General features: G+C 69.2%; 8 protein-coding genes. 5 read left to right on the top strand and 3 right to left on the bottom strand.

All coding sequences use genetic code 11. The features are described 5' to 3' along the window. Positions 1–17: 17 nt before the first annotated feature. Positions 18–1439, bottom strand: a complete 1422-nt coding sequence (locus tag ABD732_RS02055; RefSeq protein WP_344780058.1) for a vWA domain-containing protein — start codon at positions 1437–1439, stop codon at positions 18–20. Positions 1440–1634: 195 nt separating this feature from the next. Between ABD732_RS02055 and ABD732_RS02050 the strand changes: the two genes are divergently transcribed. The 3 genes from ABD732_RS02050 to ABD732_RS02040 all read left to right on the top strand — a co-directional run bounded on the left by ABD732_RS02050 (position 1635) and on the right by ABD732_RS02040 (position 8010). Continuing rightward, on the top strand, positions 1635–3368 hold the full coding sequence (locus tag ABD732_RS02050) for an ABC transporter ATP-binding protein (protein ID WP_344780057.1): 1734 nt from the start codon (positions 1635–1637) through the stop codon (positions 3366–3368). Further along, positions 3365–5284, top strand: coding sequence for an ABC transporter ATP-binding protein (locus ABD732_RS02045; RefSeq protein WP_344780055.1), 1920 nt, complete (start codon positions 3365–3367; stop codon positions 5282–5284). The genes ABD732_RS02050 and ABD732_RS02045 overlap by 4 nt, the downstream gene beginning before the upstream one ends. Positions 5285–5379: 95 nt before the next feature. Then, positions 5380–8010: a multicopper oxidase domain-containing protein gene (locus tag ABD732_RS02040; protein ID WP_344780053.1), complete on the top strand. Its 2631-nt coding sequence runs from the start codon at positions 5380–5382 to the stop codon at positions 8008–8010. Positions 8011–8038: 28 nt separating this feature from the next. Here the strand turns inward: ABD732_RS02040 and rnhA are convergent, their stop codons facing one another. After that, the gene (rnhA, locus tag ABD732_RS02035; RefSeq protein ID WP_344780051.1) at positions 8039–8485 is read right to left on the bottom strand and encodes a ribonuclease HI; all 447 of its coding nucleotides are present in this window, start codon (positions 8483–8485) and stop codon (positions 8039–8041) included. Between the two features lie 97 nt (positions 8486–8582). Between rnhA and ABD732_RS02030 the strand changes: the two genes are divergently transcribed. Together ABD732_RS02030 and ABD732_RS02025 are read left to right on the top strand one after the other, a co-directional pair. Further along, positions 8583–9137, top strand: coding sequence for a DUF1697 domain-containing protein (locus ABD732_RS02030; RefSeq protein ID WP_344780050.1), 555 nt, complete (start codon positions 8583–8585; stop codon positions 9135–9137). A gap of 141 nt (positions 9138–9278) precedes the next feature. Then, complete coding sequence (locus ABD732_RS02025; protein WP_344780048.1) at positions 9279–9782, top strand: ferritin; 504 nt, start codon at positions 9279–9281, stop codon at positions 9780–9782. Position 9783: 1 nt separating this feature from the next. Here ABD732_RS02025 and ABD732_RS02020 read toward each other — a convergent pair whose 3' ends face one another. Further along, positions 9784–11790 carry a YhgE/Pip family protein gene (locus ABD732_RS02020; RefSeq protein WP_344780046.1) on the bottom strand — a complete coding sequence of 669 codons (2007 nt, stop codon included), beginning with the start codon at positions 11788–11790 and terminating at the stop codon, positions 9784–9786. Between the last annotated feature and the right edge of the window lies 1 nt (position 11791).

Here is an 11791-nt window from a genome sequence, read left to right as displayed (position 1 = left end):
GCGGCGTTTGCGGTTCGCTACGCCCGGCAGACGTCGATCTTCCGGCTGCTGTCGAGCCGGGCTTCCGACGTGGCCGTCTGCACCTTCCGGTACGTCCAGGCACCGTCGCACCAGCCCAGATCCGATGCCTTCAGCGACATCGTGCTCAGCGGATTGCCCACACCGTTGAGCTGGCTCACCCCGGTCCCCGTCGCCGTCTGCCCGCCCCAGGAGTCCCAGGTGATCCTCGCGATGGTGCTCGACGCCGTCGAGCCGAACGAGATGACAGCCGGCCGGGCGGCTCCGAAACCCACCGCGTACGGGATGTACTGGTCGCGGCCGAGGACCGGCTCCGGCTTGTCCTCGGAGTCGTCGCCTGCGCACCGGCACAGCACCACCGTGGTCACCGTGCCGTCGCCGATCTCGTCGCCGCCGCGATACCCGATCCGGTAGCCGGTGCCTGCGCCTTCGTCTGCGGGGAAGGTCGCGACGCCGTCGCCGCTCGTCGTCGGCTCACCGTAGAGTTCGACGACGCGCGAGCCGGGTGTCCCGGCTGTCACGCCGTCGATGGTGACGCCCGTGGCGCCGGCCGGATCGCCCGGGGCGATCTCGATCAGTGTGCGGTCGGCGTCGAAGGTGTAGGTGCAGTCCTTCCAGACGATGATGAGCCGATCGCCCTCGGTGCGTCCCGAGGTGGGGAAGCCCTCGTTGTCCGCCGCGACCTGGTCGAGAGTGTCGCCGATCTTCGCGTCACCTCGGCCCGTCGGGGCGAGCCGGCTGTCGGCCACCTCCGCGTTCTGTACCGCCGCGAGGCGCGCGGTCAACTGCTCGGCGTTGTCGGCGGTGACGAACACTCCGCCGCCGTCTCGGGCGACGCACTGCAACGAGTCCGCGTCGGTGCGGAATCCGACGGCGCTGATCGTGGTCTTGGGCTTGGCCGCCCGAATGCTCGCCGCCGTCTCGCAGGGGTCCGGCGCACATGTGGACTCCCCGTCGGACACCAGCACGAGGGCGCTCTCGGTGTCCGGCAGTAGGGCCGCCCCCTCCTGCAGTGCCGTGCCGATGGGGGTGAACCCCTGCGGCGTCAGACCGTCGAGCGCCTCGGTCACCTCCGCCGCATCGGCCGAGCCGAGCGGGCGCACCACCTGAACGTCCGCGCACGCCGCCTGCCGCCCGGCACTCTTCGCGGAGACCTGCGCACCGAAGACCACCAGCCCGAAGTCGGTGTCGGGCGGCAGCGAACTCACCAGCTCCTGCGCGGCCGCTTTCGCGGCCGCCCAGCGCGGCCCCGGTGCATCCGCGGTGTTCATCGAATCCGACGCGTCGAGGACGACGACGGTGGGGATGCCCGCCGCCGCGGAATCGGCCCGCACCGCCTGCCCGTCCGACTCACGTGAACATCCCGCCGCCAGTGCCAGCACCGCCACCACCGCGGCGGCCATCCGCCAACTCCTGCTCATCGTTCGATCTAATCCGACCACCACCCGGCCCGCGGGACGGCCGGCCGGAATTGACCCGAATGGCGGACGATCGCGGCCGCCGCGCGAGAACCGCTGACGCGCAGCGCCGTTCGTTTGCCGTAAAGGTCCAGTTCGGGCGGACACAGGCCGGATAAACCCGTCGCCGCCCCTCCGGCCCCAGCGTAAGCTGGCCGGGTGCTGATCCGTCTGCTGCGCGTCTACCTGATGAAGTACCGGGGGCCCCTCGCAGCCGTCATCCTCCTCCAGTTGGCCGCGACCGCCGCCATGCTCTATCTGCCGACCCTGAACGCCGACATCATCGACCTGGGTGTGGCCCGCGGCGACACCGGCTACATCCTGAGCACCGGCGGATGGATGCTGCTGATCTCGGCGGCGCAAGTGGTGTGCTCGGTAGTCGCGATGTACTTCGGCGCCCGCGCCGCGCTCGGCACCGGGCGGGACATCCGCCGCGACCTGGTGCATCGCGTCAACGACTTCTCCGCCCGCGAGGTCGGCCAGTTCGGCGCGCCGTCGCTGATCACCCGCACCACCAACGACGTCCAGCAGGTGCAACTGCTCGCGGTGATGGGGATCTCGATCCTGGTGATGGCGCCGATCATGGGGATCGGCGGGATCGTGATGGGCATGCGGATCGCCTTCTCGATCTCGTGGATCCTGGTGGTCGCGGTCCCTGTGCTGGGGCTGACGATGGGCCTGATCATCGGCCGCATGATTCCGGGCTTCCGCGCCATGCAGGAGCGCATCGATGCGGTGAACCGCGTTCTGCGCGAACAGATCACCGGGATCCGCGTGGTGCGCGCCTTCGTCCGCGAACGGTACGAGGTGAAGCGTTTCGGCGTGGCCAACGACCGTCTCGCCAACGCCTCGCTGCGCGTCGGCCGGATGATGGCGCTGATGTTCCCGGCCGTCATGCTGGTCACCAATCTGACCCTGATCGCGGTCCTGTGGTTCGGCGGCAAGCAGATCGCCGCCGGCAGCGTGGAGATCGGTGCGCTGACCGCGATGATCAGCTACGTCATGCAGATCATGATGTCGGTGATGATGGCCAGCTTCCTGGCGATGATGGCCCCGCGCGCCGGCGTGTGCGCCGACCGTATCTGCGAGGTCCTCGACACCGAGACCTCCGTGCATCCGCCGCTGGTGCCCGTGCCGATCACCGGTGATCCGGCGGTGGTCGAGCTCGACGGCGTGCAGTTCTGCTATCCCGGCGCCGACGATCCGGTCCTGTCCGGTATCGGCCTGACCACCGCGCCGGGAACCACCACCGCGATCGTCGGCTCCACCGGCTCGGGCAAGACGACGCTGATCAATCTGATCCCGCGCCTGCTCGACGTGACCGGTGGCGCGGTCCGCGTCGGCGGCGTCGACATCCGCGACGTCGACCCCGACCAACTCAGGCGCCACATCGGCCTGGTGCCCCAGCGCGCGTACCTGTTCTCCGGCACCGTCGCCGACAACCTCCGGCAGGGCAAGCCCGATGCGACCGAAGACGAGATGTGGGCGGCCCTGCGGATCGCGCAGGCCGCCGACTTCGTCCGCGCCATGCCCGAGGGCCTCGACACCGACATCGCCCAGGGCGGGACCACCGTCTCCGGCGGTCAGCGGCAGCGGCTCGCGATCGCGCGGGCCCTCATCCGCAAGCCGTCGATATACCTGTTCGACGACTCCTTCTCCGCCCTGGACCTGGCGACCGACGTGCGGCTGCGTGCCGCCCTCGCCCCAGCCACCCGGGACGCGGCGGTGATCGTGGTGGCCCAGCGCATCTCGACCATCCTCGGCGCCGACCAGATCCTGGTCCTCGACCGCGGCCGGATGGTCGGCCTGGGTACCCACGAACAGCTGCTGGTCACCTGTCCGACGTACCGGGAGATCGTCGAATCCCAGCTCGCGATCGGGCAGGCGTCGTGACGCGCCCGGGTGCCGCCGGACCGCCGGGAAGCGCCCCGGCGCTGGAGAAGCCGAAGTCGTTCAAACCGACGCTGAAGCGGCTGATCCGCGAGCTCGGGGACTACCGGGGCCGCATGCTGGTGGTGCTGGGCTCCATCGTCGCGTCGGTGACCCTGACCGCGCTGGCGCCGCGCGTGCTCGGCGACGCCACCAATCTGCTGTTCGAAGGCGTGATCGGTTCCCGCCTGCCGGCCGGGCTCACCAAAGAGCAGGCCGTCGCGCAACTGCGCACCGCCGGGCAGGACACCTTCGCCGACATGGTCTCGGCCATGGACGTGGTTCCCGGCCAGGGCATCGACTTCGACGCCGTCGGCTGGGTGCTGCTGACGGTGCTGGCGCTGTACGTGGGTTCGGCCCTGCTCGGCTGGCTGGCCGCCTACCTGCTGAACCAGGTGGTGGTCGGCACCGTCACGCGGCTGCGTGCCGACGTCGAGGAGAAGATCCACAAGCTCCCGCTCTGGTACTACGACCAGTCCGCCCGCGGCGACCTGCTCAGCCGGGTCACCAACGACCTCGACAACCTGTCACAGAGCCTGCAGCAGACCATCAGCCAGCTGCTGAACTCGATCCTGATGGTGATCGCGATCCTCATCATGATGCTGACCATCTCGCCGCTGCTGTCGTTGATCGCGGTGGCCACGGTGCCGCTCGCAGTGATCGCGACCGCGCTGATCGCCCGGCGGTCCAAACCGCATTTCGTCGGGCAGTGGCGGTCGACCGGTCTGCTCAACGCGCAGGTGGAGGAGAGTTTCACCGGACACGAACTGGTCAAGGCCTTCGGTCGCCGTGCCGAGGTGGAGCAGACCTTCAACGAGCAGAACGAGGAGCTCTACGCCTCCAGCTGGAAGGCCCAGTTCATCTCCGGCATCATCATGCCGACCATCATGTTCCTGGGGAACCTGAACTACGTCGCGGTGGCCGTGGTCGGCGGCCTGCGGGTGGCGTCGGGGCAGCTGAGCCTCGGCGAGGTGCAGGCCTTCATCCAGTACTCGCGCCAGTTCACCCAGCCGCTCACCCAGATCGGCTCGATGTTCAACCTCATGCAGAGCGGTGTCGCCTCGGCCGAACGCATCTACGAGGTGCTCGACGAGGCCGAGGAGGCCCCCGATCCCGCCTTCCCGGCGACCCCGGTCAGCGACGTCGGCCACATCGTGTTCGACGACGTGTCGTTCCGCTACCGTGCCGACCGGCCGCTGATCGAGAACCTGTCGCTGGAAGCCGCACCGGGCCACATGATCGCGATCGTCGGCCCGACGGGGGCCGGCAAGACCACCCTGGTGAACCTGATCCTGCGCTTCTACGAGGTCGATTCCGGCCGGATCTTCGTCGACGGCGTGGACGCGGCGACGATGACGCGCGACGATCTGCGCGAGCGCACCGGAATGGTGCTGCAGGATTCGTGGCTGTTCGGCGGCACCATCTACGACAACATCGCCTACGGCGACCCGTCCGCCACCCGCGAGCAGGTGCTCGAGGCGGCCCGGGCCGGGCACGTCGATCACTTCGTGCGCACCCTGCCCGACGGGTACGACACCGTCATCGACGACGAGGGCGGCGGCGTCAGCGCCGGCGAACGGCAGCTGATCACCATCGCGCGGGCCTTCCTCGCGCGGCCCAGCATCCTGATCCTCGACGAGGCGACCAGCTCGGTGGACACCCGCACCGAGCTGCTGATCAGCCAGGCGATGGCCGATCTGAGCAGCGACCGCACCAGTTTCGTGATCGCGCACCGGCTGTCGACCATCCGCAACGCGGACCTGATCGTGGTGATGGAGGACGGCCGGATCGTCGAGCAGGGCACGCACGACCAGCTGCTGGCCGCCCGCGGCGCCTATTACAACCTGTACAACGCCCAGTTCTCCGGAGCCGTCGAGTAGTTCCGCGGGCCCCGTCGCGAGGTTCGCCGTGCCGGCCTGAGAACCGGGACCGAAGGCTCATGAATTAACGCACCTGAGCTCCATAGTATCGGGGGGTGACCTCCGACAGTGAGCGCCGGCCGATGAGCTGGCATCGCCGCGCCGGCATGCCCGTGCGCGTGTGGATGGTCGTGTTGATCGCTCTCGGCCTGGCGCACTGGGCGATTCCCGAATCACGCTGGCTGCTGGTGCACGTTTTCACCATCGGCCTCGTCGCCAACTCGATCCTGCTCTGGTCGCAGACGCTGGCCGAACGGTTCCTCGGCTATCCCCTTCCGCCCGAACGGCGGCGCCTCCAGCTGGCGCGCATCTACGCGCTCAACGTCGGCCTGGTGGTGACCGTCGTCGGCATGCTCACCGTCTCCTGGCCGGTGACCCTGGTCGGCGCCGTCCTGATCGGCGCGGTGCTGGCCTGGCATGCGGTGGCCCTGGCCCGGCTCATCGTCGAGGCGCAACGGCACCGGGCCGCCGAGGGAATGGAGCCCGCGGAGAACGCGATCAGCGTCTGGTTCTTCGTCGCCTCGGCGTGCCTGCTCCCGATCGGCGCGGCGTTCGGAGTGCTGCTGGCCTACGGCTTCGCCGACCCCGAGCAGGCCGGATTCCTGCTGACGCACCAGGCACTGAACATCCTGGGGTTCCTGGGGCTGGCTGCCGCGGGTGTTCTGCTGGTGATGTTTCCGCGGCTCCTCGGCGCCCCTGCGGTGCGAACCCGTCGCCGGCCGATCGCCCTCGCCGTCCTTTCCGCCGGTATCGCGGTGATCTGCGCCGGGGCCCTCTCCGACCATCCGGTGATCGCCGCCGTCGGCGTGGGCATCTACCTGCTCGGCTGGTTGGTCATAGTCGTCCCGTTCGTGCCGGTGGCCGTGGCCCAGCCGCCGAACTCCTATGCGGCGGCGTCGATCTCGGCGGCACTGCTGTGGCTGCTCGGATCACTGGCGGCATACGCGACGGTACTGCTCACCGGCCCGTTCCAGACCGAACGGATCAGTCTGCTGACCGTTTGGTTCCTCGCCGGTTTCGCCGCGCAGCTGCTGTTCGGCGTGATGAGTCACCTGCTCCCGACCATGATGGGCGGCGGCCCGGTGACCGCCGCCGGTCTGGCGGAGATGAACCGCTGGTGGCTGTGGCGGGTGCTGGTGATCAACGGCGGCCTGGTGCTGTGGCTGCTGCCGCTGGGCAGTTGGGTCAAGGTGGCCCTCTCCGCGCTGGTGATGCTGGCGTTCATCGCGTTCCTGCCGATTATGATCCGCAGCGCCCGGGCTGCGATGAAGGTCCGCGGGGCGCTGTCGTCCGGCGTCGAGTCCACCGCCGGGAAGCCTTCGGGCACCGCCGATTCCACCGCTCCTTCGCCGCCTGCTCCGCAGCGCGGTCTGCAGGCGGTCGCCGCGGCGACGGCCCTCGCGCTGGTCGTGGCCGTCGGTTCGGGCCTGGGCGGGGAGACGGGAACCCAGGTGTCCGACGCCGCCGGTTCGGCGACCCCCACCGGTGAGACGACCACCGTGCAAGTCGACGCGATCGGCATGCGGTTCACCCCAAAGACCGTTTCGGTGCCGGCCGGCGACCGGCTGGTGCTGGAGGTCACCAACAAGGATTCGCAGGTGCACGACCTCGTGCTCGCCACCGGCCAGTCGACCGGCCGGCTGGCCCCGGGCGCCACCGCGACCGTCGACGTCGGCGTGGTGGGCCGCTCCGTCGAGGGCTGGTGCTCCATCGTGGGCCATCGGCAGCAGGGCATGGTCCTGCACATCCGGGTCGAGGGCGACGACGCCGACGACCACCTCGCCGCACCGGGTGGCGTCCACGGACCGGCCCCGGCGGTCGATCTGATGGCCGATCCGGACCCGGACTTCGTCGCGCGGGATGCGCGGCTGGCACCGGCGCCGTCCGGCACCGTCCACCGGTACACCTTCGAGGCGACGGAGGTCCCCGGCGACGTCGCGCCCGGTGCCACCCAAACCTTGTGGACCTACAACGGCCAGGTGATGGGGCCCACGCTCCGCGGCAGACTCGGGGACGTCTTCGAGATCACACTGGTGAACAAGGGCTCCATGGCGCACTCGGTCGACTTCCACGCGGGCATGGTTTCGCCCGACCACAACATGCGCGACATCGATCCCGGCGAACGGCTGGTCTATCGTTTCCGCGCCGAGCACACCGGAATCTGGCTGTACCACTGCGCCACCGCACCGATGGCCGTCCATCTGGCCGCCGGAATGTTCGGCGCCGTCGTCATCGACCCGCCGGGCCTCGCACCCGTGGACGCGGAATATCTGTTCACCCAGTCCGAGTGGTTCCTCGGCGCCGACGGAGGACCGATCGACGCCGACAAGGTCGCGGCCGGCACGCCGGATCTGGTGATGTTCAACGGCTACGCGAACCAGTACGTGCGCCGGCCTCTGCACGCGAAGGTCGGCGACCGCGTCCGCATGTGGGTGCTCGACGCCGGCCCCAACCAGCCGCTGGCCTTCCACGTCATCGGCGCTCAGTTCCACACCGTCTATTCCGAGGGCGCCTACGTGCTGGGGCCGGGGGATCCGCTGGCCGGCGGCTCTCAGGTGCTCGGCCTGCTGCCCGCCCAGGGCGGCTTCGTGGAGATGACTTTCGCCGAGCCCGGCACCTACACCTTCCTCAACCACCGCATGCTCGACGGTGATCGCGGAGCGATGGGCAAGATCGTCGTCGAATAGGCCGCGCGCCCGTTCTGGCGGCGCGGGACTACCCGCCGCGGAGGGCGCGAGCGGCCGAGGTGGCCAGGGTGTCGGCGATCTCGTTGTAGTGGTCGCCGTTGTGGCCCTTGACCCAGCGCCACTCCACCTGGTGTCGCTTGGACTCGTCGACCAGGCGCTGCCACAGCTCGGCGTTCTTCACCGGCTTCTTGGCGGCGGTCTTCCAGCCGTTGCGCTGCCAGCCGGCCACCCACTTGGTGATGCCGTCGCGCACGTACACCGAATCGGTGTAGAGGATCACCTGCGACGGCCGGGTCAGCGCCGCGAGCCCCTCGATGGCTGCGGTCAGTTCCATCCGGTTGTTGGTGGTGTCCGGCTCGGCACCCGACAGTTCCTTCTCGTTGCCCTTGTAGCGCAACACCGCGCCCCATCCTCCGGGACCGGGATTGCCCAGGCACGCCCCGTCCGTGGAGATCTCGACCACCGTTTCGCTCATGATCCCCAACGCTACCGGGCACCCGGTCGGCGAAACGAACCTCGATGATCGAGCGCAGTCGAGATCTCTCCACGACCAGTCCTGGAATACTGATCCCATGTCCGACGACGCGACGCTCCGGATCCACCTGTTCCGCGCGGTGAACGTCGGCGGCGCGAAGCTGCCGATGGCGCGGCTCCGGGAGATCGCCGCCGACCTCGGCGCACAGCGGGTCGCCACCTACATCGCCTCGGGCAACCTGCTGTGCCGGCCGCCCGGCGACCCCGCCGAGTTCGACCGCGCCCTCGAGAGGGCCGTCGAGTCGGAGTTCGGCTTCTTCCGCGAGGTGATCTCCCGGACCGCCGGCGACCTGGAGGACGCCCTGGCCGCCTACCCCTTCGGCACCCCACCGGACTTCGCCGACGCCCCCTACGGGCACATCTGCTTTCTCGCGGGTACTCCGGATCCGGCCGCGGCCGGGACCTTCGTCGCCCGGGACTTCGGCGGCGGCGAACAGTTGGCGCTGATCGGCGCGGATCTGCACCTGAACTACCCGGCCGGCGCCGGGAAGACCAAACTCTCGGCACCGATGATCGCCAAGGGACTCGGGGTGGCCGGTACGGCGCGGAACCTGCGCACGGTCGCCAGGCTCATCGATCTGGCCCGGGCCTGACCGACCTGCTCCTCCCCGCTGGCTGAACCGGGAGTGAGTGGACTAACGTTGATACCAGGGATTAGGTGTGCCTAACCTCCAAGCCCACTGTGGACCTGGAGCCGGGCGGGGCACAGCAGACGAGAAGGTGGAGTGATTGCCATGAAGATGAGCGAGGAACTGGAGACGGCGTTCGTCCAGCAGATCACCCGGGAGTACGAGGCCGCATTCCTGTACCGGCAGCTGGCCGCCGAACTCGAGCTGCGTGATCTTCCGGGCATGGCGACGTGGTTCCGCCGCCATGCCGAGATCGAGCTCGGGCACGCCGACCGACTGATCAAACACCTCACCGACCGGCGGAATCACCCCGTCATCGGCGACATCAGCCTCCCCTCGATCAAGCTGGAGACCGTCGCCGAGGCCTTCCAGATCGCCCTCGACGCCGAGCGGGAGGTGTCCGAGGCGATCCGCGCGCTCTGCCGCCTCGCCGACGCACAGCACGACTACGATTCGCGCCCGGTGATCGACTGGTTCATCACCGAGCAGATCGGCGAGGAGGCCACGGTCAGCGAGGTCCTGGGCCGGGTGACGCTGGTCGACGACGACGGCTCCGGGCTGCTCTTCCTGGACGCCGAGCTCGCTGGAGACGACCCCGACCAGGAGTGAGTCACACCTGGATGGGCGGGAACAGCTGCACCATCGAGTACTGCCGGTTCCGTCGCGCACCCCACGCGCTGATCGCCAGGGAGACGACGAAGATCCCGCCCAGCACCGCGACGGCGGTCCAGAATCTGGTGTCGATGCCCCCGCTGATCATCTGCCGCATGCCGGTGACCGCATAGCTCATCGGATCCCACGGATGCAGGATCTGCGCGGGTTTGGCAGTAGTCGGCACCGGATAGATGCCGCCGGAGGCCACGATCTGCACCATCAGGAAGGCCAGTGAGGCTACCCGGCCGACCGCGACGCCGAGCAGCACGTTGAACATCTGCAGCACCGCCAGGAACGCCGCCGAGATCAGCAGCATGAATGCCAGCAGACCGACCGGGTGATCGGGGTCCAGGCCGACGCCGAAGTGCGCGACGGCGAACATCACCGCGACCTGTGCCCCGGCGATCAGGAACGCCGGCCAGTACGAGGAGAGCACCGACCGCAGACCGCCCAGACCGCCGATCACCGCCCGCGGCTGCAGCGGTTTGATCAGCATCCAGATGATCATGGTGCCGATGAACAGCGCCAGGGTGAGGAAGAACGGCGCGAAGCCGGAACCGAAGGTGGGCGCCGGGTTGTGCGTGATGCTGCGCAGCTCGACCGGTTCGGCCAGGTTCCCGGCGACCGTCTGCCGTTGCTGGGCATCGCCGAAGTCGGGGATCTGCTTCACTCCGTCGGCGAGCCCGCTGGCCAGCTGCTGGGCACCGGCGTCGAGCTTGGGCATGCCCTCGGCCAGTTCGCCTGCACCGTCGGCCAGGGCTTCGCTGCCGTCGGTGAGCTGCGCCAGACCACCGGCCAGTTCGGCCGACCCGCTCTTGAGTTGCTGTGCCCCCGAACGCAATTGGTTCACCTGGCCGGATAGGCCGCCGGAGTTCAGCTGATCGAGGGTCGAGCGCAGCGGCGAGTCCGGGTCGGACATCTGCGCCGACAGCGTGTCGGCCTGCTTGCCGAGGTTCTTCGCCTGCGCCGTCGTCCCCGGGTCGAGCCCCTGGGTCTGCAGGAAGCCGAGCACCGGAGTCAGCCCGTCGGCCAGGGCGCGCGCATTCGGGTCGCCGCTGCCGCGCAGTGACTTGATGGTCTGGGCCACCACCTGCGCGGCCTGCGACTGCTGGTGCCCGGCCTGCCCGACCACCCCGAGCAGCTGAGACAGCTGCCCGCTGAGCTTCCCCAGGTCCTTCGCGGTCTCCGCGGAGATCTGCAGCGACTGCGCATCGGACAGCAGCGGCAGCAACGGGTCGGTGGCGGCGGTGATCCCGTCGGCCAGCTGGGCATTGCCCGCGGCCAGCTGTGCGGCGCCCTCGCGGGCGGTGACCATGTTGGTCGCCAGTTCGTCGGCCCCCTCGGCCAGGCGCTGCGCGCCGCTGTTGGCGGTGCCCAGTCCGTCGGCCAGCTGACCTGCACCGTCGGCGGCCTCGGTCAGACCGGTCCCCGCAGACTGCAGGCCGACCAGCACCTGGTCCACCGACTGTTCGCCGATCTTCTCGTTCAGTGCGGTCGTGACCTGCGCGGCGGCGTTGGTGCCGATGACGGTGGCCAGGTAGTTGTTGGCGTCGTTGAAGGTGAACTCGACGACGGCCTTGCGCGGATCCGACGTCGTGGCCGACAGGATCGAGGAGCTGAAGTCCTCCGGGATGGTGATGGTGAAGTAGTAGCGACCGTGCGCCAGGCCGTCGGCGGCATCGTCGGCGTCGGTCGAGCGCAGATCCAGTGCGCCGCTGGACTTGAGGCTCGCCACCACCTCGTCGCCGGCCTTCAGATCGCGGCCGTCCTGGGACGCACCGGCGTCCTCGTTCACCAGTGCGACGGGCAGCTTGTTCACCTCGTCGAACGGATTCCAGAACACCCACAGATACATGGCGCCGTACAGCAGCGGCAGCAGGATGATCGTGACGATCGCAACGCGCGGCATCACTCCCTTGGAGTACCGCTTCAGTTCGGTGCCCAGCGACATTCCCGCGAGCATG

This window comes from Gordonia caeni, assembly GCF_039537105.1.
GTDB classification, from domain to species: domain Bacteria; phylum Actinomycetota; class Actinomycetes; order Mycobacteriales; family Mycobacteriaceae; genus Gordonia; species Gordonia caeni.
The sequence above is the reverse complement of the archived record's forward strand: the minus strand, read 5'-3'. Positions and strand labels throughout refer to the sequence as shown.

Excerpts from the sequence above, each read along its gene's own strand:
- ABD732_RS02055 (WP_344780058.1), bottom strand. The coding sequence starts at position 1,439 with ATGAGCAGGAGTTGGCGGATGGCCGCCGCGGTGGTGGCGGTGCTGGCA.
- rnhA (WP_344780051.1), bottom strand. The coding sequence starts at position 8,485 with ATGAGCGAAACGGTGGTCGAGATCTCCACGGACGGGGCGTGCCTGGGC.
- ABD732_RS02030 (WP_344780050.1), top strand. The coding sequence starts at position 8,583 with ATGTCCGACGACGCGACGCTCCGGATCCACCTGTTCCGCGCGGTGAAC.
- ABD732_RS02025 (WP_344780048.1), top strand. The coding sequence starts at position 9,279 with ATGAAGATGAGCGAGGAACTGGAGACGGCGTTCGTCCAGCAGATCACC.
- ABD732_RS02020 (WP_344780046.1), bottom strand. The coding sequence starts at position 11,790 with ATGCTCGCGGGAATGTCGCTGGGCACCGAACTGAAGCGGTACTCCAAG.